The sequence below is a fragment of the Pararobbsia silviterrae genome, from assembly GCF_003628125.1.
Lineage (GTDB): Bacteria > Pseudomonadota > Gammaproteobacteria > Burkholderiales > Burkholderiaceae > Pararobbsia > Pararobbsia silviterrae.
The window spans coordinates 256,123-280,970 of the sequence record NZ_RBZU01000009.1 but is presented as its reverse complement, the minus strand read 5'-3'; the positions used below and the strand labels follow the sequence as shown (position 1 = coordinate 280,970).

Annotated in this window: 22 protein-coding genes; 6 read left to right on the top strand and 16 right to left on the bottom strand. The window is 64.3% G+C overall.

From position 1 onward, the window contains the following. Both D7S86_RS19835 and aceE read right to left on the bottom strand, forming a co-directional pair. On the bottom strand, positions 1-320 hold a 320-nt coding region (locus tag D7S86_RS19835), incomplete at its 3' end, for a biotin/lipoyl-containing protein (protein ID WP_338069190.1). Positions 321-419: 99 nt separating this feature from the next. Further along, a complete protein-coding gene (aceE, locus tag D7S86_RS19830; RefSeq protein ID WP_121088609.1) occupies positions 420-3,113 on the bottom strand; it encodes a pyruvate dehydrogenase (acetyl-transferring), homodimeric type in 2,694 nt (897 codons plus the stop codon). A gap of 288 nt (positions 3,114-3,401) precedes the next feature. Between aceE and fixL the strand changes: the two genes are divergently transcribed. The 4 genes from fixL (at position 3,402) to D7S86_RS19810 (ending at position 9,945) form a co-directional block, all read left to right on the top strand. Then, positions 3,402-5,939, top strand: a complete 2,538-nt coding sequence (fixL, locus tag D7S86_RS19825) for an oxygen sensor histidine kinase FixL (RefSeq protein WP_121088608.1) — start codon at positions 3,402-3,404, stop codon at positions 5,937-5,939. Then, positions 5,936-6,562: an oxygen response regulator transcription factor FixJ gene (gene fixJ / locus D7S86_RS19820; protein WP_121088572.1), complete on the top strand. Its 627-nt coding sequence runs from the start codon at positions 5,936-5,938 to the stop codon at positions 6,560-6,562. Before fixL ends, fixJ begins: the two co-directional genes overlap by 4 nt. Positions 6,563-6,812: 250 nt before the next feature. Continuing rightward, positions 6,813-7,673 (top strand): bifunctional methylenetetrahydrofolate dehydrogenase/methenyltetrahydrofolate cyclohydrolase FolD, encoded by an 861-nt coding sequence (gene folD / locus D7S86_RS19815; protein ID WP_121088571.1) that lies wholly within the window; start codon positions 6,813-6,815, stop codon positions 7,671-7,673. 118 nt (positions 7,674-7,791) lie between these two features. Then, complete coding sequence (locus D7S86_RS19810; protein ID WP_121088570.1) at positions 7,792-9,945, top strand: M3 family metallopeptidase; 2,154 nt, start codon at positions 7,792-7,794, stop codon at positions 9,943-9,945. Positions 9,946-10,129: 184 nt separating this feature from the next. On the opposite strand, the gene D7S86_RS19805 is transcribed toward D7S86_RS19810, so the two are convergent. After that, complete coding sequence (locus D7S86_RS19805; protein ID WP_121088569.1) at positions 10,130-11,410, bottom strand: amidohydrolase family protein; 1,281 nt, start codon at positions 11,408-11,410, stop codon at positions 10,130-10,132. Between the two features lie 543 nt (positions 11,411-11,953). Here D7S86_RS19805 and D7S86_RS19800 point away from each other — a divergent pair. Together D7S86_RS19800 and D7S86_RS19795 are read left to right on the top strand one after the other, a co-directional pair. After that, a complete protein-coding gene (locus D7S86_RS19800; protein ID WP_147432400.1) occupies positions 11,954-12,766 on the top strand; it encodes a winged helix-turn-helix domain-containing protein in 813 nt (270 codons plus the stop codon). Positions 12,767-12,801: 35 nt separating this feature from the next. Then, the gene (locus D7S86_RS19795; RefSeq protein ID WP_147432399.1) at positions 12,802-13,299 is read left to right on the top strand and encodes a hypothetical protein; all 498 of its coding nucleotides are present in this window, start codon (positions 12,802-12,804) and stop codon (positions 13,297-13,299) included. 119 nt (positions 13,300-13,418) lie between these two features. Here the strand turns inward: D7S86_RS19795 and D7S86_RS19790 are convergent, their stop codons facing one another. The 13 genes from D7S86_RS19790 to D7S86_RS29990 all read right to left on the bottom strand — a co-directional run bounded on the left by D7S86_RS19790 (position 13,419) and on the right by D7S86_RS29990 (position 24,845). Continuing rightward, positions 13,419-14,336, bottom strand: coding sequence for an IpaD/SipD/SspD family type III secretion system needle tip protein (locus D7S86_RS19790; protein ID WP_121088566.1), 918 nt, complete (start codon positions 14,334-14,336; stop codon positions 13,419-13,421). 9 nt (positions 14,337-14,345) lie between these two features. Beyond that, positions 14,346-15,662 carry a hypothetical protein gene (locus tag D7S86_RS19785; RefSeq protein ID WP_147432398.1) on the bottom strand — a complete coding sequence of 439 codons (1,317 nt, stop codon included), beginning with the start codon at positions 15,660-15,662 and terminating at the stop codon, positions 14,346-14,348. Between the two features lie 87 nt (positions 15,663-15,749). Then, on the bottom strand, positions 15,750-16,847 hold the full coding sequence (gene sctE, locus D7S86_RS19780) for a type III secretion system translocon subunit SseC family protein (RefSeq protein WP_158602036.1): 1,098 nt from the start codon (positions 16,845-16,847) through the stop codon (positions 15,750-15,752). Next, complete coding sequence (locus D7S86_RS30700) at positions 16,840-17,433, bottom strand: tetratricopeptide repeat protein (protein WP_158602035.1); 594 nt, start codon at positions 17,431-17,433, stop codon at positions 16,840-16,842. Before D7S86_RS30700 ends, sctE begins: the two co-directional genes overlap by 8 nt. Before the next feature lie 186 nt (positions 17,434-17,619). Beyond that, on the bottom strand, positions 17,620-18,690 hold the full coding sequence (locus D7S86_RS19770) for an EscU/YscU/HrcU family type III secretion system export apparatus switch protein (protein WP_158602034.1): 1,071 nt from the start codon (positions 18,688-18,690) through the stop codon (positions 17,620-17,622). Continuing rightward, on the bottom strand, positions 18,687-19,493 hold the full coding sequence (gene sctT / locus D7S86_RS19765) for a type III secretion system export apparatus subunit SctT (protein WP_121088563.1): 807 nt from the start codon (positions 19,491-19,493) through the stop codon (positions 18,687-18,689). Before sctT ends, D7S86_RS19770 begins: the two co-directional genes overlap by 4 nt. Next, entirely contained in the window at positions 19,490-19,756 is a 267-nt protein-coding gene (locus D7S86_RS19760) for an EscS/YscS/HrcS family type III secretion system export apparatus protein (protein ID WP_121088562.1), read from the bottom strand. The genes sctT and D7S86_RS19760 overlap by 4 nt, the downstream gene beginning before the upstream one ends. 27 nt (positions 19,757-19,783) lie before the next feature. Further along, the gene (locus tag D7S86_RS19755) at positions 19,784-20,530 is read right to left on the bottom strand and encodes an EscR/YscR/HrcR family type III secretion system export apparatus protein (protein WP_121088561.1); all 747 of its coding nucleotides are present in this window, start codon (positions 20,528-20,530) and stop codon (positions 19,784-19,786) included. Further along, positions 20,509-21,636 (bottom strand): hypothetical protein, encoded by a 1,128-nt coding sequence (locus D7S86_RS19750; RefSeq protein WP_121088560.1) that lies wholly within the window; start codon positions 21,634-21,636, stop codon positions 20,509-20,511. The genes D7S86_RS19755 and D7S86_RS19750 overlap by 22 nt, the downstream gene beginning before the upstream one ends. Before the next feature lie 3 nt (positions 21,637-21,639). Continuing rightward, positions 21,640-22,665: a hypothetical protein gene (locus D7S86_RS19745; RefSeq protein WP_121088559.1), complete on the bottom strand. Its 1,026-nt coding sequence runs from the start codon at positions 22,663-22,665 to the stop codon at positions 21,640-21,642. Next, entirely contained in the window at positions 22,644-23,114 is a 471-nt protein-coding gene (locus tag D7S86_RS19740; RefSeq protein ID WP_147432396.1) for a hypothetical protein, read from the bottom strand. Before D7S86_RS19740 ends, D7S86_RS19745 begins: the two co-directional genes overlap by 22 nt. Further along, complete coding sequence (locus D7S86_RS19735; protein WP_205962854.1) at positions 23,098-24,450, bottom strand: FliI/YscN family ATPase; 1,353 nt, start codon at positions 24,448-24,450, stop codon at positions 23,098-23,100. Before D7S86_RS19735 ends, D7S86_RS19740 begins: the two co-directional genes overlap by 17 nt. Next, on the bottom strand, positions 24,447-24,845 hold the full coding sequence (locus tag D7S86_RS29990; RefSeq protein ID WP_121088557.1) for an InvB/SpaK family type III secretion system chaperone: 399 nt from the start codon (positions 24,843-24,845) through the stop codon (positions 24,447-24,449). Before D7S86_RS29990 ends, D7S86_RS19735 begins: the two co-directional genes overlap by 4 nt. Positions 24,846-24,848: the final 3 nt, after the last annotated feature.

Genomic DNA, 24,848 nt, shown 5'->3' with positions numbered 1-24,848 from the left:
GCCGCCGGTGCGGGCGCAGCGGCCGGTGCCGCCGCGGGTGCCGCGGCAGCCGGCGCCTTCGCGGCCGGCGCAGCCGCGCCGCCTGCTTCGAGCAGCAGGATGAACGACCCTTCCGAGACGGTATCGCCGACCTTGATCTTGATGTCCTTGACCGTGCCCGCGGCGGGGCTCGGCACATCCATCGTGGCCTTGTCCGACTCGAGCGTGACAAGCGACTGCTCGGCTTCGACGGTATCGCCGGGTGCGACGAGCACCTCGATGACGGGGATGTCCTTGTAGTCGCCGATGTCCGGGACCTTGACTTCGATCGTTTGACTCATTGTTGGTGTCTCCAGCGTCGCGCGCACTGACGCGCCGCGAGCCCCGTTCGGGGTCTCGCGGCGCTCATGTCCCTGCACGCAGCATTCTTCGGAAGGGGCTTAGACGGACATCGGATTCGGCTTAGCCGGATCGAGGTTGTACTTCTTGAGCGCGTCGGCAACCTTCGAGCGCTCGATCGTACCTTCGTCGGCGAGCGCCTTCAGCGCGGCGACCGTGACCCAGTAGCGATCGACTTCGAAGAAGTGACGCAGCGCTTCACGCGTATCCGAGCGGCCGAAACCGTCGGTGCCGAGCGTCACGTAGCGGCGCGGCACGTAGGTACGGATCTGATCGGCGAACGCGCGGACATAGTCGGTCGACGCGATGATCGGCCCTTGCGTGTCCTTGAGCAGCGTCTCGACGTGCGACACCTTCGGCTCGGCGAGCGGGTTCAGCAGGTTTTGACGGTCGACTTCCTGACCGTCGCGCGCGAGTTCCGTGAAGCTCGGGCAGCCCCAGAGATCCGACTCGACACCCCAGTCGTCCTTGAGCAGCTTGGCGGCCGCGATGACTTCGTTGAAGATCGTGCCCGAGCCGAGCAACTGGACACGCGGTCCCTTCGACGCCGCGCCCTTGCGGAACGCGTACATGCCCTTGACGATGTCGCCCTCCGCGCCTTCCGGCATGGCCGGATGCTCGTAGTTCTCGTTCATCACCGTCAGGTAGTAATAGACGTCTTCCTGCTCCTGGACCATGCGGCGCAGACCGTCCTGGATCACGACGGCAAGCTCATAGCCGAACGTCGGGTCGTAGCTCACGCAGTTCGGCACGAACGCCGAGAACATGTGCGAGTGACCGTCTTCGTGCTGAAGACCTTCGCCGTTGAGCGTCGTACGACCCGCCGTCCCGCCGAGCAGGAAGCCGCGCGCACGCATGTCGCCGGCCGCCCACGCGAGATCGCCGATACGCTGGAAGCCGAACATCGAGTAGTAGATGTAGAACGGCACCATGATTTCGCCGTGCGTCGAATACGACGTCGCGGCCGCGATCCAGTCGCACATGCCGCCGGCTTCGTTGATGCCTTCCTGCAGAATCTGCCCGGTCGTCGATTCCTTGTAGAACATCAGCTGGTCGGAATCCTCGGGCACATACTTCTGGCCGTCCTGATTCCAGATCCCGATCTGACGGAACAGACCTTCCATACCGAACGTACGCGACTCGTCGGGCACGATCGGCACGATGCGTTTGCCGAGCGCCTTGTCCTTGAGCAGGATGTTCAGGACCCGCACGAACGCCATCGTCGTCGAAATTTCGCGACCCTCGCCCGTGCCCTTCGTCAGCGGCTCGAATGCCGACAACGCCGGCGCCGGCAAGGACTGCGCGGCCTTCGTACGGCGCGCGGGCAGATAGCCGCCGAGCTCCATGCGGCGCGCGCGCATGTACTCGAGCTCCTTCGAGCCTTCTTCGAACGTCAGATACGGCACGTCGCCGATCTGCTCGTCGGAAATCGGCAGACGGAATTGATCGCGGAACTTCTTGAGCGTCTCGATCGGTAGCTTCTTCTGCTGGTGCGTGATGTTCATGGCCTGGCCATGCTCACCCATGCCGTAGCCCTTGATCGTCTTCGCGAGAATCAGCGTCGGCGCGCCCTTCGCGTTCTGCGCCTGGTGATATGCGGCGTAGATCTTGTGCGGATCGTGCCCGCCGCGATTCAGATTCCAGATGTCTTCGTCGGACCAGTCGGCGACGAGCGCCTTGAGTTCGGGCGTATTGAAGAAATGCTCGCGCACGAACGCGCCCGACTCGGACTTGTACGTCTGGTACTCGCCGTCGACGACTTCCATCATGCGGCGCATCAGCGCGCCCGACTTGTCGCGCGCAAACAGCGCATCCCAGCGGCTGCCCCAGACGACCTTGATGACGTTCCAGCCCGCGCCGCGGAATTCCGACTCGAGTTCCTGGATGATCTTGCCGTTGCCGCGCACCGGACCGTCGAGGCGCTGCAGATTACAGTTGATCACGAACACGAGGTTGTCGAGCCGCTCGCGGCCGGCCATGCCGATCGCGCCGAGCGATTCGGGTTCGTCCGTCTCGCCGTCGCCGAGGAATGCCCAGACCTTGCGGCCCTCGGTGTTCGCGATGCCGCGCGCCTGCACATACTTCATGAAGCGCGCCTGGTAAATCGCCATGATCGGGCCCAGGCCCATCGACACGGTCGGGAATTGCCAGAAATCCGGCATCAGCCAGGGGTGCGGATACGACGAGATGCCGTTGCCGCCGACTTCCTGACGGAAGTTGTTGAGTTGCGCCTCGCTCAAACGCCCGAGCAGGAACGCGCGCGAGTAGATCCCCGGCGACGAGTGGCCTTGCGCGAACACGAGGTCGCCGCCGTGGTTGTCCGACGGCGCATGCCAGAAGTGGTTGAAGCCGACGTCATAGAGCGTCGCGGCCGACGCGAACGATGCGATATGGCCGCCGACATTCGTGTCCTTGCCCGCGCGCAGCACCATCGCAATGGCGTTCCAGCGCGTGTACGAGCGGATCGTGTGTTCGATGTCCTGGTCGCCGGGCAGCTTGGCCTGCTGGCTGACGGGGATCGTGTTGATGTAGGGGGTGTTCGCGGAGAACGGCAGATGCTCGCCATGCACGCGCGCGAATTCGATCTGCTTTTCGATCAGGTAGTGCGCGCGGTCCGGGCCGACATTCGACAACACGCCATCCAGCGCCTCGAGCCATTCGGCGGTTTCCTGGGGATCGTCGTCCTTGGTGCTTCCGGCGACGTATTTGAGCACTTCCTCGGGTACGGCGGACATCATCGTCTCCTGGTATGAGCCCGGCGACCATCGTGTGGCACACCGGCAACTCCGTTGTTTCGGATCTATCGCGCACGCCCCCAAGCCTGCGCGACTACAGCGAACGGAAGCGATTCTAAAGAGCGGACAATTGGGAGAGCAAGCACTATTTTCAAATTGCGATATTGCATATCACAATGCGAAAAACTATTGCGGCGCAATACGAAAATCCGCAAACACGACAATGGGCAAAATGCCGGAATCCCTTTAATTGCGGGCTTGGGCGGGCCGTAAGCTACAATGGCCCTCATGTTTATCAAACGGATTCTCGCGCGGACCCGCCGGTCCGTCGCACCGCCCCGTCGCACCCCCGGTTCAAGACCCGGCGGGCTGCAATCCCGTTGGCATTACGGTCCGTGGTGGCTCAATTCTTACCTGCTGACGCCGGTCGTTTCGATCGTGGTTTTCCTGATCGTGATGAGCCTGATTCTCTGGAGCCTGAATCGCCGCGAGCAGCAACAGCAGGAAGACACGCTCTACCGGAACGTCGCGTGGGCGCAGCAGCAGATCCGCTTGTCGCTGACGAGCGCGCAGGAACACGCGGCGGCGCTCGCGCGCGACATCGGCGCCGGACGCCGCGATGCGCCGTACTTCGACCAGATGGCCAATGAAGTGCTGCAGGCGCACCCGGAGATCATCGCGCTCACCTGGCTCGATCCCGATCGTCAAATTCGTTATAGCAGCCCGGCGGCGGCCGCGCTCGGTTCTCAGCTCAATACGCTGAGCGAAGTCCAGTTATTCGACGCGCAGCGCGCCGCCTTCGCCGATGCGCGCAACGCGCGCCGGCAAGTCTATTCGCCGCTGATCTACGACGATCTCGGCGGCGGCTACGTGACGCTGCAGACGCCGATCTACCGCGATCGCGAGTTCCTCGGCACGATCGCCGCCGTGTTCTCGGTCGAGGGCATCCTCGCGCACGAACTGCCGACCGAGCTGTCGGCGAAGTACAAGATCTCGATCACCGACCCGAGCGGCCGCGAACTCGCGACGTCGTCGACACGCCCGCGCCTGCCGCGCGATTCGTTCTACGACCTGCCGCTCGAACCGCCGGGCCACGGCGTATCCGTGCGCGTCTACGCGTACCCGCAGGCGACGAATTTCACGAACAACACGCTCGTCTGGCTTGTCGCGGGACTCTCCTGCTTCGTGCTCTGGTCGCTCTGGAGCCTCTGGAAACATACGCGGCAGCGCTTCGAGGCCCAGCAGGCGCTCTATGCCGAGGCGTTCTTCCGGCGCGCGATGGAGAATTCCGTGCTGATCGGCATGCGCGTGCTCGATATGCAGGGCCGTATCACGCACGTGAACCCCGCTTTTTGCCGGATGACCGGCTGGGACGAATCGGATCTCGTCGGCAAGACCGCGCCGTTTCCGTACTGGCCGCGCGACGCGTATCCGGAAATGCAGCGCCAGCTCGACATGACGCTGCGCGGCAAGGCGCCTTCGTCGGGGTTCGAACTTCGCGTGCGGCGCAAGGACGGCTCGCTGTTCCACGCGCGCCTCTATGTGTCGCCGCTGATCGACAGCGGCGGCCGGCAGACCGGCTGGATGTCGTCGATGACCGACATCACCGAGCCCAAGCGCGCGCGCGAGGAGCTCGCGGCGGCGCACGAACGGTTCACGACCGTGCTCGAAAGCCTCGACGCGGCCGTCTCGGTCCTCGCGGCCGACGAAACCGAGCTGCTGTTCGCGAACCGCTATTACCGGCATCTGTTCGGGATCCGCTCGGACGGCCACCTCGAACTCGCGGGCGCGAGCTTCGACCGCGCGCAGGTCTCGAACGACTCGATCGACATGATCGACACGTACGCGGGCCTGCCGGCGGCCGCGCTGACCGAAAGCACGGCCGATGCGCGCGAAGTCTACGTGCCGCAGATCCAGAAATGGTTCGAAGTGCGCCGTCAGTACATCCAGTGGGTCGACGGCCATCTTGCGCAAATGCAGATTGCGACCGATATTACGCAGCGCAAGCAAGCGCAGGAACTCGCGCGCCAGCAGGACGAGAAGCTTCAGTTCACGAGCCGCCTGATGACGATGGGCGAGATGGCGTCGTCGCTCGCGCATGAGCTGAACCAGCCGCTGGCGGCGATCAACAATTATTGTTCGGGAACGACGGCGCTCGTACGCGCCGGCAAGACGACGCCTGATATTCTGCTGCCGGCGCTCGAAAAAACGTCGCAGCAAGCGATCCGCGCGGGAATGATCATCAAGCGGATCCGGGAATTCGTGAAAAGAAGCGAGCCCAAGCGTCAGCGCGCGAAGATCAACGATATCGTCGCGGACGCCGTGGGACTGGCCGAGTTGGAGACACGCAAACGGCGTATCCGGATCGTGACCGACATGCGCGCGCGCCTGCCGATCATTTATGTGGATCCGGTGCTGATCGAGCAAGTCCTGGTGAATTTGCTCAAGAACGCCGCCGAGGCGATGCATGAAAACAAGCCCGACGCGATCGATGCGGTGATTCGCGTGCTGGTCCGGATCGATGTCGACACGGTCGTGATCAGTGTCGTCGACCAGGGCCCGGGTGTCGACGAGGCGACTGCGGAGCGGCTGTTCGAGCCGTTCTACAGCACGAAATCGGACGGGATGGGCATGGGACTCAATATTTGCCGATCGATCATCGAGTCGCACCGGGGTCGGCTCTGGGTCGAAAACAACATCGCCGCCGACGGAAGCATTCTTGGTTGTACGTTTCATTTCTGCCTGCCGCTCACGGTCGACTCCGAAGCCATATCGGGCGACGGCGCGCAGGCCCCGACCCTCACCACCGCAACGGGAGAACTATGAGCAGTCCAGTGACCACCACCGCCGAAACCGTCTTCGTCGTTGACGATGACGAAGCCGTCCGTGATTCGTTACGCTGGCTCCTCGAAGCCAATGGCTACCGCGTGCAGACGTATGCGAGCGCCGAGCAGTTTCTCGACGCCTATCCGTCCGCCGCGGCCGGCGTCGGCTGCCTGATCCTCGACGTGCGCATGCAGGGGATGAGCGGCCTCGAATTGCAGGAGCGCCTCATCGCGGACAACGTCTCGCTGCCGATCATCTTCGTGACGGGTCACGGCGACGTGCCGATGGCCGTCTCGACGATGAAGAAAGGCGCGATGGACTTTATCGAGAAGCCGTTCGACGAAGCCGAGCTGCGCAAGCTCGTCGAGCGGATGCTCGACAAGGCCCGGGCCGAGAGCGGCGAGCAGCAGATCCAGAAGGCGGCGGCCGAACGCCTCGGCAAGCTGACCGCGCGCGAGCACCAGGTGCTCGAACGCATCATCGCCGGCCGTCTGAACAAGCAGATCGCCGACGATCTCGGCATCAGCATCAAGACGGTCGAGGCGCACCGCGCGAACATCATGGAAAAGCTCAACGTCAACACGGTCGCCGACCTGCTGCGACTCGCGCTGTCGAAAAAGTAAGCGCTTTCGGCCGGGCCCGCCTCGAGCGCCCGCGCGTGCGTCTCGCGGGTCCGCATCGCTATAATGTCGGACTCCGTGCCGTTGCGGCGGCACGGGAATTGCGCACTCGTCCGAGACTCCGAGCGGCGCGTCTCGCCTCGCGGGGAGCGGTCCCCGCGCCGTGCGCGGACCGCCGACGACGCACCGAGCGTCTCATCGAGACGGATCCGCGATCCGACTTCCGCCCTCTTTCCAGACTTTCCTCGCGCCCATGACAGCCAAGCTCATCGACGGCATCGCCCTTTCCAAACATATCCGAACCGAAGTCGCGCAGCGCGCGGCGGCGCTCACCGAGCGCGGCCACCAGCCCGGCCTCGCGGTCGTGCTCGTCGGCGAGAACCCCGCGAGCCAGGTCTATGTCCGCAACAAGATCAAGGCGTGCGAGGACAACGGCTTTTATTCGGTCTGCGACCGTCTGCCCGCCGATCTGTCCGAGGCCGCGCTGCTCGAACGGATCGATGCGCTCAATCGTGACCCGAGGATCCACGGCATCCTCGTCCAACTGCCGCTGCCGCCCCATATCGACGCGCACAAGATCATCGAGTCGATCGCACCCGAGAAGGACGTCGACGGGTTCCATATTTCGAATGCGGGCGCCCTGATGACCGGGCAGCCGCTGTTCCGGCCCTGCACGCCGTACGGCGTCATGAAGATGTTCGAGGCGTACGGCGTCCCGACGTCGGGCGCGCACGCGGTCGTGATCGGACGTTCGAACATCGTCGGCAAGCCGATGGCGATGCTGCTCGTCAACGCGGGCGCCACGGTCACGATCTGCAACAGCAAGACGCGCGACATGGGCGCGATCACGCGCACCGCCGACATCGTGATCGCGGCGACGGGCCAACGCGATCTCGTGAAGGCCGACATGATCAAGCCGGGCGCAACCGTGATCGACGTCGGCATGAACCGCAACGACGAAGGCAAGCTTTGCGGCGACGTCGACTTCGAGCGCGTCAAGGACGTCGCGGGCCTCATTACGCCGGTTCCCGGCGGTGTCGGGCCGATGACGATCACGATGCTGCTCGTCAACACGATCGAATCGGCCGAGCGCGCCGCCTCGACCGCTGCGTGAACCGTGTTGCGCGCGCACAATCGATCCGTTCAAAAAAATCGATTGGCCGCGCAACGATGTTTGCGCCGACGATAGGCCTGATTGACGACAGGCCCCATCATTCCGCACTGGACCGACCATGAACGCAGCCAATCCGCTTCTCGACTTTTCCGACCTGCCGCGCTTTGCTCAAGTCCGCCCCGAACACGTGACGCCCGCCATCGACACGCTGCTTGCCGACGCGCAAGTCGCGGTCGATGCGGTCTCCGCGCCCGACACGCCCGCGACGTGGGACGACGTGGTCGTCGCGCTCGAACGCACGACAGAACCGTTCGCGCGCGCCTGGGGCGTCGTCGGCCATCTGAACGGGGTCGCCGACACGCCCGAGCTGCGCGAAGTCTATGGCGAGAACCTGCCGCGCGTGACCGAGTTCTGGTCGAGCGTCGGCCAGAATCTCGCGCTCTACGAGAAGTACAAGGGCATCGCGGCGAGCCCGGCCTTCGCGACGCTGTCCGCGGCACGGCGCAAGGTCATCGACGACGCACTGCGCGATTTCCGCTTGTCGGGCGCGGAACTGCCCGAAGACCGCAAGCCGCGCTTCGCGCAGATCCAGGAACGTCAGGCCGAACTGGGCAAGGCGTTCTCCGACCACGTGCTCGATGCGACGAACGCCTACGCCTACTGGGTCACCAACGAAGCCGAACTCGTCGGATTGCCCGACGACGTGCGCGCCGCGGCGCATGAAGCGGCCGCGCGCGACGCCGATCCGAAGCGTCAGGCCGGCTGGAAGTTCACGCTGCACTTCCCGTCGTATTTTCCGGTTCAGCAGTACGCCGAACACCGGCCGCTGCGCGAGGCGATGTACCGTGCCTACGTGACGCGCGCCTCGGAACTCGGCGCGCAATACGGTGACGGCAATCCCGAGTGGGATAACACGGACATCGTGCGCGAGCAGCTCGCGCTGCGCCGCGAAGAGGCGCAGATGCTCGGCTACCGGAACTTCGCGGAAGTGTCGCTCGCGCCGAAGATGGCCGAGTCGCCCGCGCAAGTCGTGGACTTCCTCGAGGACCTCGCGCATCGCGCACGTGCGCATGCGGACAAGGACTGGCTCGAACTTCGCGCGTTCGCCGCCACCGAGATCGGCATCGCCGAACTCGAGCCGTGGGACGTCGCCTATGCGTCCGAAAAGCTGCGCCAGAAGCGATATGCGTTCTCCGAACAGGAGGTCAAGCAATACTTCCCCGAACAAGCCGTGCTCCAGGGCCTGTTCAACGTCGCGCAGTCGCTGTTCGGCGTGACGATCCGGCCTGATCAGGCCGAAACCTGGCACCCGGACGTGCGCTTTTTCCGCATCGAGAACCCTGACGGCAAGCTCGTCGCGCAGTTCTACCTCGATCTCTATGCGCGCGAAGGCAAGCGCGGCGGCGCGTGGATGGACGACGCGCGCTCGCGGCGCAAGCTGCCCGGCGGCCGCCTTCAAACGCCCGTGGCCTATCTGAACTGCAACTTCTCGGCGCCGATCGGCGGCAAGCCGGCGCTGTTCACGCATGACGAAGTGATCACGCTGTTCCACGAGTTCGGACACGGGATCCACCATATGCTGACGGCCGTCGACGAGCTTGCGGTGTCGGGCATCAACGGCGTCGAGTGGGATGCGGTCGAACTGCCGTCGCAGTTCATGGAGAACTTCTGCTGGGAATGGGACGTGCTCGAATCGATGACCGCGCACGTGGACACGCAGGCGCCGCTTCCGCGCGCGCTCTACGACAAGATGGTGGCCGCGAAGAACTATCAGAGCGGACTCCAGACGCTGCGTCAGATCGTGTTCGCGATGTTCGACATCCGCGTCCATACACAGGATCCGGAGACGGTCGCCGCGCAAGCCGATACGACCGGCGCATCGGCTAGGGCAGGCGGCGCGAGCGCGCCCGGGAAGACCATCACGGACTTCGCGCGCGAGGTCAACGAGCAGTATCACGTGATTCCGCAGTCTCCGATCTCGCGCTGGCCGAACACGTTCAGCCATATCTTCGCGGGCGGTTACGCGGCGGGCTATTACAGCTACAAGTGGGCCGAAGTCCTGTCGGCGGACGCCTATGCGGCGTTCGAGGAAGCCGCGCGCGCGACGCAGGCGAGCGTGCTCGATGCGGATACGGGTGCGCGCTATCGCGCCGAGATTCTCGAAGTCGGCGGCAGCCGTCCGGCGATGGAATCGTTCAAGGCGTTCCGCGGCCGCGAGCCGAGCATCGACGCCCTGCTTCGCCACAACGGCATGACCGAGGACGTGCACTGAACGAGGCACGGCACGGGCGATCCTCCGCACGCTGCGGGGTCGCTCGTGCCTATCGTGTGCATGCTAGCGTGCGTGCCAGTTGAGCGCGCGTCGTGTTGTGCCGGTGTGTTGTGCCGGAGTGTTGTGTTAGGCCGGCGCCGTGTTCCCGATGCGGCGCCGACCGTGTCCGATGACCCGTTCGCGGTCAGTGGCGCTTCGGCAGCCGGAAATCGACTGTCGACGGTCGGCCTTCAAGCGACAGTGTCGAACGATTCGCGGGCGCCTCGCTGATCACGCGTCCGCGGCGCATGACGAGCGTGCGCGCCGCGCGAAGTCGAATGGCCTCGATCGGATCGCGCGCGTCGAGCACGACGAGATCCGCATGACATCCGGGCGCGATGCCGTACCCTTCGAGCCCGAGGATCTTCGCGGGTGTATCCGTCACGGCGCGAAAGCACGCCTTGCTCGCTTCGACGCCCGTCATTTGCGCGACATGCAAGCCCATGTGCGCGACTTCGAGCATGTCGCCCGAGCCGAAGCTGTACCACGGATCCATTGCGCAATCCTGGCCGAACGCGACGTCGATGCCGGCCGCGAGCATCTCTGGCACGCGCGTCATGCCGCGCCGTTTCGGATACGTGTCGGAGCGGCCCTGCAGCGTGATGTTGATCAACGGATTCGCGATCGCCGCGACGCCCGCCTCGCGCATCAGCGGCAGCAGCTTGCTCACGTAGTAGTTGTCCATCGAATGCATCGAGGTGAGGTGCGAGCCGGTGACGCGGCCCTGCATGCCGAGCCGGTAAGTCTGTGCGGCGAGCGTTTCGATATGGCGCGAGAGCGGATCGTCCGATTCGTCGCAATGCATGTCGACACGCAAGCCGCGCTCGGCCGCGTACTCGCAGAGCAGACGCACGGACTCCGCGCCGTCGGCCGTCGTGCGTTCGAAATGGGGAATCCCGCCGACCACGTCGACGCCGCGCTCGATCGCGCGCTTGAGGTTGTCGAACGCCCCCGGACTGCGCAATACGCCATCTTGCGGAAACGCGACGAGCTGCAAATCGAGGTAAGGCGCGACGCGACGCTTGACCTCGAGCAGCGCGTCGACCGCAAGCAGGCGCGGGTCGCAGACATCGACATGAGACCGCACGGCCAACAGACCGCGTGCGACGGCCCAATCGCAGTACTGCAACGCGCGCGCGACGAGCGCATCCTGCGTCAGCGTCGGTTTGAGTTCGCCCCAGAGCGCGATCCCTTCGAGCAGCGTGCCCGATCGATTGACGCGCGGCAGGCCGTACGAGAGCGTCGCATCCATATGGAAGTGCGCATCGACGAACGGCGCCGTGACCAGCGCCCCCGCGACATCCACCTCTCGGCGGGCAGACGCCGCCAGACGCGGTTCGACGGCGCAAATGCGGCCGTTCTCAATGCCGATATCGATCTCTTCGCGACCGTCCGCGAGCGTCGCATGCCGTATCAGACAGTCCATTCGTGTCTCCGTATCAAGCGTCGGGTTCCGTGATTGCCACCGGGTCATCTGCATTGTACGAGGCATCGATACGCGCCAAAATCCAACCCGACCTACAGTCGAATCGATATCACAACCACTCCTATCCGACCATTCCGAATCCAATGCAGTCTCGCCTTGCAGAAAGCGGGATTCTTGATGCGCTTTGCCTGGGTACGAATACAGCGTCATACCGTTCGCAAGTCAGAGCTTTCGCAAAGCAGAGGCTGCCGACGAACGTCGGAGGTATGGGTCGGGTCCAACGCGACAACCGTCCTCACAATGTCGTCGCGATTCCATCATGCATGACATGCGAGGTTCAAGAACGACATCGGGACGTATCGGCATCCGCCCTCGTCCCCCAGCCGAACAGAACAATCGCCGATGCAGTACATGGACCCGTCCGGTCATGACGAGACACCGCCCAATCCCTGCGCGCCTGCTTTTCAATTCGAATTCCAACGTCTTCGCCTGCGTAATGTGCAAACCCGCCGCGAATGCGCACTGACGAGAAACGAGGGACTCTTGCTCGAGGCCTTGCTCGCGGGCGTCTGTTCGAAATCGGATCTGATCGACGAAGTCTGGACGCGGCACGGCACCGTCGTCACCGAAAACAGCTATTACCAACTCGTCTCGCTGCTACGTAAAAGCTTTGCCTCGATCGATCTCGCGGGAACCGTCGTCACGGTTCCACGCAAGGGCCTGGCGCTGTCGGCCCAGTCGGGGTCGATCGACGCCTATGTCGCGGGCGGCCCGCGATCCGACGCGCTCGATGCCCATCTTGAGCGTGCGTGGCAGGAACCGGTCGACGTGATTCAACCGATCGAAGTCGGCATGGCGGAAGACGCCGATTGCGCGCCTCCGCTCCGCAACGGTATCGGTGCCTCTGCGTATCGCCTGAGTCGTGCGCGCCGAACGGGTCCCTATCCGAGCTGGAAAGATGTGGTCCGCGCCTCGAATGCCATCCCGTCGCGACCGCGCGAGCCCGCGCCACGGACGGTCGTCATGTACGTATCGGCATTGATCACCGTCACCCTCGCGGCGGTCCTCGTCACCGTCGAATCGCAGCGCGCGATGTCCGCGGCATCGCTTGGGTTCACCCATGAGGGACAGACACACTACGTGACCAGCGGCGACGACCGGATTCGATACGCATCCATGCCGCCCGAGACGGCCTTGCAGGTCTGGCGCGACATTCAAGCCCGCGTGACCATTCCGCCCGAGCAGCATGCGTACGTGTTTGTGAACCAACATCGGAATCGCTACGCCGTGCTGGCGTGCAGCGGCCGTCCCGACCTTCCCTCGACACGATGCTCAACCGTTACCGAATCGCTTTAATGGTGTGCGGCGTGCTGTCGGTTCAGGCCGTCGGCATGAGTGCCCTATGGCACGTCAATCAGGATCTTCCGAAGTCGGCCTGCATGTCGCGCCTGACAGCGATCGACAACCCGAGATTCGATCGCGTCGGCTCGCACGTGCGTTTCGACGGCACCCTGCTTTTTCGTCCTCGAAGCCTGTATGTCGAGGGTGCCGTCGATGTCGCCGACAAGAGCTATCGCGTGCATCGCATGATCGAATGGGAGACACGATGGTTGTCGCCGCGCATGCGCGAACGCACCGCGACACGCATCTACTACGGCGACACATTGCCCACGGCCCTCGCGGATCAACTTCCGTTGATCGGAGAGCATGCGATCGAAATCGAATTTATTCAGATCGATTCGTGGCTGTTCGCGGTCGTCTCGAATGATGTGTTCGTCACCTATTGCCGACGACTTCCGTCGATCGTCGTCGATCCGAATGCCGTCGAGACGCTCGACAATGCGCATCCGGCATCGCGCCCGTCAGCGGCATCGCAAGCGAAATTTTAACGATATGAAACTGCGCCGATGACGTATCGGCGCATCGACGCACCGGCGCATCCTGCGCGCGATGTTCCGCGCGCCATGAAAATCGGCGCGCATCGAGCGATGTCGATGCGCGCCGCGCTTCAGAGCCCGGCCGCGAACTGTCGATTGCACTCATAAAGCGTCTGAATCATGCTGACAAGGACCTTGATGAGATTATTGGATAGCGCCATACCGTTGCGCGCGAGCTCCGAGAGCAGATTGCATTCGTTTTCGACCTGTTGCCGTTGCTCGCTGACCGAGGTACTCCACGCCTGGTGCTGCCCCATGAGCCAATCCACACGACCGTTGCTATCCTGATTGGGATCCGACGTCGCCTTGATCATGGCGTCGAGCGGCGCGGTATGAACGCGAATGATCGCCGTGCCATCGGGCATTTCGCTGAACGGCAAACGCCACTGCTTCGACAGCCGATGCACAAGCTCGTACGAAGCGGGACCAAAAGCGATCTCCTGACTCCATTTGGCCTTGAGCCGCTGAAGCTCGGCAGAGAGCTTGCCGACCGCGACCGTGATGTGTTGCGCATCCGAGCCCTTCGAGATGTTCGATCGAATCAGCGCCGTGAACTCGGCAACGTCCGAGAGGTACTTGACGTATTTCGCAAGCGCCTCCTTGATCGGTGTCACGCACTCGGCCTCGCTCGCCGTCATCGCGTCACGAATCGTATCGATGAGCTGAGGGACGAAGTAAGACACGGGCTTTGTCGCGAGATGCGTCACCGAACCGCGCTTCATATCGGGACGCAGACGGCCGACGTCGGCTTCCCCCCCGGGTTCGATCGGCGGCCTAGGCATCGCGAGTCCGTCGAGCCGACCGAAGCGCCAAGTCGAAAGATCCGAGAGCGCCGCGATGCCCTTCGCCATCTGCTCGTCCGCGGATTCGGCGAGCGATCGATCGGGCGCGGCGGCGTCACGCGAAATCGGAGCGGACGTCGGCGCCGAGCGCCCTAAGGCGTTCGCCGATCGATAGCCTGAGAACGACACACCATCCACATTCAGCATCGCGCGCCCTCAGAACTTGAACGACGCCGCATGCGCGGTCGCGTCCTCGGTCGACGACAACAGGCCATGCAGCGCACCCATCATTCGCGCGGCCCCGTCCTGCGTCACGCTGGCCTCATGGGTCAGCGCCGCTTTCGTCGATTCGGCATTCGAGGCCGCGGCGTGCAACAGATCTGTGTTGATTCGGGACTCCACGGAGACGGAGTTGGTAATCGCGCTCATCATATGTCCGGCAGTCGTCATCGAATTCAATGCCGTATTGCCGGCAAGCTTGAGGCGCTCGTTCGCGTAACGCTGCTTGGCTTGGGCCTCGAGGCGCTCTTGCAAGTCGGACGTACGCGTCGCACTCCCTGATGCCTCGGGTGCCCGTGACGCATCGGAATCCGCGTCGACGGCGCGCGCGGTCGACACGCGTTCATCGGAGGCGCGCTCGTTGCGCGGCACGGTATGCGTTCCGGGTGTCGACTCGGACGTCGACCCGGTCGCCGACTCGGTGGCCAACTCACCCTCGCCGCGTCGATCCGATGCGCGAGCCTGCCGGACATCGCCGTGGTTGCGCTGCATCGACATGCGGCGCGCCGCGGCGCCTTCGGCCTGCGCGGCCGGCGTGTGCGTCAACGGGACGATCTCGGCCGGCGAGTCCGGACACGCCTCGCGGCAAGCGTCTGCGCGACGCGATCCAAGCCTCGATTGGAGATCGCCCTCACGCGTCGCCAGCTTGAGTTCGAAACGCGTTGCCTTCAGCACCGCGCCCATCGCGCATGCAGCACCCGCGAACAAGATCAGACCTTGACCGATCGCGCCGCCCAACGCGCTCGCGGCCTCGTTGCGTTGTTGAATCGCGCGAGCGGCGTAGGCTTGCTGAGCGATGTTTGCGGTCTGCGCAAGCTGCGCATTCGCTGCCGCGCGCAATTTGACGCACAATTCGAACGCGGACGCCATGAGCACGATAAACGCAGTCAGTCGATCATCGCGCGCCTGCAGCGCCGACTCCGGCAACGCACTCGAGATCGCCGGCTCAGGCGTAAGCGTCCCGCCTTCCGTCTCGACCGGCCCCGCGACAGCGCCGATCGATTCGACGTCTCTCGCGTTGATGCCGGCTTCCGCGAAGGTCAATGCAATCGCATGCCGGAGGGGCTCGATATCGTCGTCCGAGACATCGGGCGACAAGGGTACGGACGCGCCGTCACGCGACATCGCATCCGTCTCCTGCATCCTCGCCAAGCTCGCCGTGCTCGCCCGCCCGAGACTCGCACCGTGCGCATACCGAGTCGATGCCAGGTCAAATCCCGCGCTCGGCGCGGCCGCCATGTGGATACTCGTCATTCGACACTCCTTACGTCAAAAAACAGTGCGCGCGCGTGCCGCCGTACCCATGCACGGACGCCCGCTCGTCGTCTAGCCGGCTTCGATCTAGACGGCTCGATAGAATCCCTTCGCAATGTGCAGCCCCGTGACACGCTCTTGCGTGAGCGCGTCGATCGCAATGCCCATCGTCTCGCGCTGCATCGCGAGCGCGTTCGCCGATTCCTCGAAAATCTGCGCGATCGTTTCGGACAGAATGCGACCCGACGCTTCGAGTTGATCGAACGCGGCTTGCGCCAGCAGGACATCGTTGGAAAGGACCGTCGCCGCGACATTGCCCGCACCGACGAAGGTCACCTCGGCGGCCGTCCCAACGGTCACCGCCTGTTGCACACGGACGCCCATGCGCGGCACATGACGCGTGCAGTCCGCGAGCGCCCGCGCCAGTCCTCTTCCAAGATTGCGGCATATCGGCTCCAGCAATTTCGTCGCGGCACGCGCGCCGACGACCGCCACGACGACGATGATCACGCATGCGACGATCGTCCCGATAATGTTGGCCACGAGTCGGGCCGTCTCCGGATTCACGCCGGCCGATTCGAGCATCGCGCTCAAGACCTCGGCGATCGCACCGACGAGCGGCTTGAGTACCGCATCGAGCGCGGTCGCTATCGGAGACGTACCGGTCGTCGACTGGACGATCTGGTCGACGACCGTCGCCGTGGCGAGCGTCACCGCGAGCAGCAGCGAAGCCCCGCCCGTGAACACCGCCGAAACCACGCTGACCGCCATCAAGACCCACGCGAGGATGCGACCGATCCATCCGACGACCGTCGCGGCCAGTTGCGCACGCTGCAACTGGTCGGCGACCTGTTTGGCTTCCGCCGTCGCGGCCTCGCGTCGCGCTTCGGCCACCGCGCTCAAGAACACGCGGACTTGCGCCAAATGCGTCTGCACGAATTCGTCGATCAGCACCTGCAGGCGCGAAGTCAGGACATTCAACTGAACGGCGGGACTTTCGATCGTGCCGTATGCGGGTCGCGGATCGATGTCGAAGATGCCGTTCGGATGCGAATCGACCGGCGCCGACACAGCCGGCTCTGGCGCGCGTTGCGCTTCGGCCTCGCGCGCGAGAGCGCCAAAGGCGGGTCGCGACACGATCGCAGGCAAACGCAGCGGCGTGGAGAGCGCTGTCCACTCACTCATCGATAGACTCCATGTGATCGATCCGCTCGACGTCATCGACACATCCGGCTTCATGGCGATCGAAGCAATCGGCGTCGGGGAGGCCGCCGATCGAGGCGAGATAGTTCGATGCACGCATCGCGAGCGACGCGTCGCGACTCTCGTGCGCCGCATAGGCAAAGCATTCGCGAGCGTCATCGATCTCGCCGAGTTTGAGGAAACACTGACCCGCGTGAAAAACGGCGCCGACACCGAGAATACCCAGTCGCAGCGCAACGCCGTACAAGTCGACGGCCTGGCGATGACGTCCTTGAAATTGAAACACCGCCGCCAAGCCCATCGCATAGTCGGCGTTGTGAAAATCGTAGAGACACAGAAATCGAAAGAACGCTTCCGCCTCGGCCAGTCGACCCTGTTGATAGAACGTGTGCGCGTAGGCATGAATATCGTTGACGACGCGTTCCGGAAGCGCGTCGATTGGATGGGGTGCGCCGTCGAGATCGAAGATTTGCGCCTGCGCGAGACGGCGAACGACCGCTTCGGTGGCGTCCGCATCCGGCGCATCGTATGGCACGACATCCGCGATGCGGCTCGCATGGGCGCTCATGGGGCACGCGCGATCCTCGACAGGCGTCACGGCGACCGCATTCCGGTCACATTCAGCTGAGTCTCGATATCGAACGTGTTGATCCGATCCGTGCTTTTTAAAGTCCATCGTCATCGATGACACTCCTCATGAAATCCGATTCGTGTGCGACTGCATCCGACACGCCGCCGTCAGCGCACCGCCACTCTAGGCGGTGCCCAATTCCTCATCTTGCACAAACGATGCGCCGCTTCGCGCGCACTCGACATCCTTGAGCCACGCGACGACGTGCAGAATGCGCTCGACAAAGCGGCGGTCGACGAATCCATACCGGCGCGTCGAGCCGAAAACCGCGCGAGTCAAGCGCTTGTCGCGAATGACGGGGATGCCGATCGACTCCGCGTAGGCGATCACCGCGAGCGCGCGTCGGTTCTTCTCGCGTATCGAGACGAACGGCCACTCGACGATCGTGTCGTCGACGTAGATCCCGACCGCAAGATGCGTCGGGTTCGCGAGCACGAAGTTCGAGCTTCCGATGTCGTGCTTCGATTGCGCATCGAGCATCTCGAGAAAAAGGTCGCGTCGTCGTGTCTTGACCTCGGGCCGACCTTCGTGGTCGCGCCTTTCACGCTGTACCTCGTGCTTTTCCATCAGCAAATCGTGGGTGTGCGCACTGCGCTCGCCCCACGCTTGCACGAGGCACACCGGCAGCATGCACGCCAGCATCAGCCATGCCGGCCGCGCAAGCAGATACCGCCATGCGACCGAGCCGTTCGACGGCGCGAGCCAGATCGATGCGAATCCGTCTCGCCCGCACACGTACGACGCGATCCAGACTGCCGCCGCGGCCGCGAAGCAATAGGCCAGCGCGCACACCGTGCCGACCGCCGTGCGTCTCGAGAACACGCGCTTGACACCCTCGATCGGATTCAGTCGATTGAAGTCCGGAACAAGCGCCTCGGTCGCGAGTTCGAAACGGCTTGCCGCCAGCGTCAACAATGACGGCAGCACGATCACGACGGCGCATAGCGGCACAACGACGCGCGCCGCGCGGTCGAACATGGCCCGGACGAAGACGTCGAGCGGCATGGAGAACCCCGACACGATGACATCGCGCAGCGGGACAAGCAATGAAGACAGATCGCTGCGATACGTGAGCCAGGCGATCCCGACGCACAGCGTAAGCCATGTGCAGAGGTCGCTCGGATGAAAGACCTGTCCCTTGCGCGCGGCCTCGCGCTTCTTCTGTTCGGTGGGTTTCTCGGTTTTCTCGCTCATGGCGCGATCATCGGAATATGCGCGAAACGGCCCCAGTCGTTCAACAGCGGCATCCATGCAGTGCCGAAATACAGATAGAACACGGTGAAAGCGACGAAGCTCTTGATCGAAAACGCGAGCGAGAAAACGCCCATCTGCGTTGCAAAACCCGACAGCACGCCAAGCAACACTTCGCTCGCGAACAACGCGACGACGACCGGAGCGCTCAAGCGCATGGCTTCACGCGAAACGACGTCGAGCAGACGGCCATAGGCGGCCCAGTCGATGCGCGCGAGGCCACTCGAATCGAGCTCGACATAGCTGAGCCGCAGCGCTTCGATCACCACGCGCATCCCGTCGTTACAGACAAACGCCGCGCTCGCGAACACGGACATCCACGCCGACATCGTCGACACCTCCACGCCGTGCGCAGGGTCCATCACGTCGCTGATCGTCGCACCGCGTTGATTGTCGATCCATTCGCCGACGCCCATGCAGATCCAGAACGGCATCGAGAGCATCGTGCCGAGCGCGAGACCGATCGCCGCTTCGGAACAGGCGATCCAGAACCACGACGTCGCGGCCGCATACGCGGCGCGCGCCGATGCGTCGATCGACGGCCAAAGCGAGAGCGCGATCAGCACGATCAAAGTCTGCCGCATCATCGCGCCCGCGAGCATGCGCGGGCTGAGCAAGGGCAACATCAGACACATCGGCGCGATTCGCGCATACGCGAAGACCAGCGTCCTCAGGATCGGTGCGATCGCATCCCAGAGCGCAAACCCGAACGCCGCGGCATCCGTTCCCCCCGCGAGCGCGCTCATATCGATGCCCGCGCCAGCGCATGACGCATCAACTCGACCGACCACGCCACGAGTTTCGACCCGGCCCAGCCCGATCCGATATAGAGGCACAGCCCGATCCCGATCAGCTTGACGCCGAACGGCAAGGTCTGCTCCTGAAGCTGCACGATGGTCTGAAACGCGCCCACGATGAGCCCGATCAGCGTCGCGACGGCGACAGGCCACGCCGAAAGCGCCATGACAAGCCAGATCGCCTGCTGTCCCGCCTGGACGATATCGTTCATGTCTATCCTTGCTCTCCCGCGCCCGGCTCACGGCCCGACGAGATATTGATCGATCAGTCCTCGCGACAGCAGCGTCCAGCCGTCCATTGCGATGAACAGGATCAGCTTGATCGGAATCGAGATCGACAACGGACTCATCATCATCATGCCCAGCGCAAGCAAGATGCTCGACACGACAAGATCGATCACGACGAAGGGCAAGTAGAGATAGAAACCGATTCGAAACGCATCCTCGAGTTCGGACAGCGCATAGGCCGGCAACAGCGCGAACAGCGAAACGGACTCGGGGGTGAGACGATCGTCCGCCGTTGGAATCGATGAGGCCACGGACGGCGCCTCGACATCGTCCGCGGCAGCCGTGCCATCCGCGCCGTGCGATGCACGCAGCCGTGCCCCGACGTCGCGCTCGGGCGTCCGACGAATGCCGTCGAAATACGCCACGAGCGCCGGACGCGCGTGATTGAACAAATAGGTCCGATAACTCGATAGCCCTTGCGTCGAGAACCGCTCGAGATCGTCGCGATCCGTGACGTCGATCCGGTGCTCGATCCAATACGCATGCACATCTTGCGCGATCGGCAACATGACGAACATCGACAGCAACAGCGCGACGCCGTTGAGCGTGATATTCGACGGCGAGTTCTGCAGCCCGATCGCATTGCGCACGAGCACAAGCACGACCGACATCTTGATGAAGCATGTGCCGACGGCGATGATGAACGGCGCCATCGCCGCCACGGACAACAGCGCGATCAGTTCGAATCCGTTTGGCATGCGCCGAGTTCCCCTGACACGTTGACCATGCGGGTCACCTGAACGGCAAGCGTCTCACCCAGTGCGACCAGTTCTCCCTCGCCGATGACCTGCCCATTCACGCAAAGCTGCACGCAATATCGACGTGCGTCGCATCCATGTGTATCGTCGGGCGCATCGCGCCACGACACGCCCGGCGTCAACGCAAACGTCGCGCCCGCCTCAACCGTGCGAAGGTCTCCGATCGTCATGCGCCTGCGATCGAGCACGAACTCGAACTCCACGCGAATCGCGTCCAGGCAATTCACGCCAATGCCCGCGCCGACGCTTGCTCCGATGCTTGCGCCGTCCGGCGCGCGCGAGTCACGCGCCCCGTGCGACTCGCCGAACCCGGTTTGAGCCGGACCTGCGGATTCGCGAACCTCGTCAAACGGATACATCATCCAAGTCCCCTCGTTGATTTCAAACTCGCCCCACGCGTGCCCGACGGCGACGACGCACGACTCGACCGACTGAATGAGCAGCACGTCGCCGCGCGCGATCCGAGCACAGGTCGCATAGGTCATCGCACTGCGTCCGATCCTCAACGCGACATCGACGGCGATCCCGTCGACGCGCGCATCCGAGGACACCGAACCCTGTATGCCGCACCATTCGACGACTTCGTGCGTCGGTCCCATCCACGCCAGCGCGAGGCCGTCAGACGTCTGAAGCACGACACGCGAACGCGTGCGCGGCACGGACTCGATCGCCTTCGCGCGCCACGCGCGCAAGCCGAAGCGCCCGAGCATGGTCGGTCGCGCATTCATATGCCGCTCGAACGTCGCGAGAAGATAGGACGCGTGCATCGCATCGAAGGCGAGACGTTCACCGCCTTCGAGACACCACGCGCACCAGTGCGATGCTTCGACGCCGACCTCGATCCGCAACGTATCCAGCGTGACGGTCGCGACAATCGATCGCCGTACCGCGTCGGTACGCTCTTCCACGGCATCGATACCAGCTAGACGAAGCCGCTTCACGAGATACGCGGATCGCAGCGCGAGCGGATCGCGCGCGGGCACGCACATGAGCACCCGCCGGATACCCGATACCGGGCTGTCGTCCAATGAGTCGAGCGCGCTCACGATTCAAGTCCCGTAACGAATCGAACATTCCGCAGCGAAATCGGCGGGCTCCAACGCAATCCGATGGCCGGCGGCTTGCGACGGGTTCGCCCCGACAAGCGCCGCGTAGACGTCGGGGTCGTCGGTCGTGATGCGTGCTCTCGACCTGCCGCGCTCGCGATTGAGCGAAACGACCGCGGCCGGACGGCCAGGCCAGCTCTCGAAGCGGAAGATCAGGCGCGTGGCCGCCTCGTCACGCCCCTCCTGCCGCTGCATTGAAACCCACGTATCGCGCGCGCTCGATGCGATATCCGCCGCGCAGGATTCCGCGCCGTTCCGTGTCTGGGCCGCCTCGATTCGCGAGCCCGGCATCGAAGTCGCACCGCTGTCTCGACATGCAGGGAACGCGTCAAGGTCGGTATCGCACGCGTTCCGGTCCATGCCGATTTCACGTCCGGGAACGGTCACGTCGACATCCGCGAGACGACCGGAGTCAGACTGCGAGATCGCGTCAGCGACCGATGCGCGAACCGGCTCGCTCGCGATATGCGGACCAAGCGCCGAATCGGCCGACACGTCACGGGGCACGAGCCCATCCCCGGGCATCGCCCCGGACATGCGCGGGCCCGCGTGACCCCGAACTGACGTGCGCGCGACCTCGCGGTCTCGCGACATCGACGGCGTCGTCTCGATCCTCGCCGCGTGCGGCCCGCGCGCGTGCGCCGCATGCCATCCATGCCGTGCCGAAACAAGGTCTTCGTCACGCGTCGGGTCATCGTTGTCCATACGATGCACGCCTTCGTGCGCGTCCTCGGCCGGAGGCGCGGCCATATGCGGTCCCTCGCCGTCGATGCGTTCGATCCCGGCCGCGGACGCCGCCGGCCTCGCACCCGCATCCGAGGCCGGCGTCGGGATCGTGTCGCTTTTCGAGGAACGAGACGTCTTCAGGGCCTCGCGCGCACGATGCGCGAGCGATAGCGACCGTTCGCGCGCCGCGTGCGAATGGATCGCCTGCGTCGCGGCGGAATTTACTTGAGCACTCTTTTCCATGCGTGGTCCTCGATCTCATCGTGTTCTCGACGCAGCGCACGGTTCGTCACGCTGCGACGTGTTGCCCGAAGCCGGCGTTCGAGCCCATCGATCCGTCTGCGTGCGGACGCGAAGCGCGCCGCGTGGTCTTCGGCTTCGGCCTGCGCGCGCAGAATGTCGGCGTCGAGCGACGTGGCGCGAGCCAGCGTCTCGCGCCAGACGAGACGCAGCCGCGCGGCCTCGTGCAGCACGTCGAACAGTCGCGTCCGGTCGACGACACCGCGCGCGCGATAGACGCTGTCGAGCCGCTCGCGACATCGTTGCGCGTCGTCGAGCAATCGTGCGCGCTCCATCTCGCCGGCCCGTTCGCGTGCACGCGCCGCGCGAACGGTCGCGCACAATCCCTGCGCGCGAGACTCGACGCGCTCGATCACCTGCGCGAGACGCGCCACGTCAGACCAATGCTTCATCGATCAATCTCCGCGTCTCCGCGATCGATGCATCGTGGCCCGCACCTTGTGCGAACACATGTCGCAGCCGTTGCGCGACATCCAGCGCGCGATCGTCGTCCTCGATCATCCCCGCGCGGTACTCCCCCATCTCTACAAGCGTCGCGAGCTGCGCCGCGCGCGCGAATACCCGGCGCACCGAATACGCACGCTGTACGTCGTCGGAGGATCCGACACGCGCCGCCACCCGACTCACGCTGCGCAAGACGTCGATCGCGGGGAACAGCCCCTCGCGCGCCATCGCACTCGACAGCACGACATGTCCGTCGAGAATCGAAATCACCTCGTGTGCGATCGGATCGAGCTCGTCCTCGTGATCGACGAGCACCGAAAAGAACGCCGTGATCGCCCCCTCGCCCGTATTCCCCGCGCGTTCGAGCAGACGCGGCAACCGTTCGAAGACCGAGGCGGGGAAGCCGTGGCGTGCCGGAAGTTCGCCCGCGGCGAGCGCGATTTCGCGCAGCGCACGCGCATAACGCGTCAACGAATCGAAGACCAACAGCACATGCAAACCGCAATCGCGGAAATACTCGGCGATCGTCATCGCACTCGCGGCGGCCGCGGCGCGCTCGACGGCCGGCGCATCCGATGTCGCGCGCACGACCACGCAGCGCCGCCCGGCATCGACCTCCCGAAGTCGTTCGATCGTCTCGGCGACTTCTCGGCCGCGTTCACCGATCAATCCGATGACGACGACGTCCGCGCGGCTCTGCGCGGCGATCATGTGCAGCAGCGTCGTCTTGCCGGCGCCGGCCTGCGCGAGCACGGCGACACGCTGCCCGACACCGACCCCGAGCACACCATCGATCACGCGCACGCCTGTTTCGAGCGGCTGCGTGACCGCGCACGGGGCGCGTACGCGCGGCGCATCGACTTCGCGTACCTCGTCGAAGCACGCGCCCTGCGCGGATGCGCCGCGAGGTATCGCACGCTCGCCGTCGGCGTGCGGCGACGTCAGCGTTTCATGGATCCCCCCGTCTGCATCGATCGCGCACCCGAGCAAGCGCATCGACACCGCAATCTTCAGCGGACCGCCGGTCGGTTCGACGACCGCGTGCCGCGACAAGCCGTGCGCCGGCCCAAGCAACGCGAGCACGGCCACCGATTCCGAAAATCCGATGACCTGCGCACGCCCGACGATCGTCGATCGTCCGACGGCCTCGCGAATCAGGCACAGCTCGCCGATGCGGACATCCGGCAACGACGCTTCGAGAACGGAGCCGTTGAGCCGGCGGATCGGCGCCGCGCGCACGATCGACCGGGGCCATCCCGCACCGGCCTGCGCGCCCGCACTCACGCGATGACCTCGAAAAGTTGATGAACGCGCGCTTGAAAGCCTTCGAGCGCGGACAGAAACGCTTCCGCGTCGCCGAGAAAGTTCTCGCTCACGAGCGCATACAAATCGACGAGACCCGGCCGCTTGAAAATCGAAGGGGCGCGACTCGCGATGTATTCGGATTGCTCGCTCACGCATTCGAGAATCGCGAGCGCGGCCGATTCCCAGCGCTCGTCGGTGATCTCGAGTGTCGCGCTGAACCAGATATCGCCGTCGATCTGGTCAATCATGATCGACGCCGAATCATTGAAGTCGAGCGCGATCGTCGAATGCGCTTCGAGCCCCGGTGAAATGAGGGACTCCCGCCCGACCATGCGCAGCCCTTCTTCGAGCAAGGCCACCACGTCTACATGCATGCA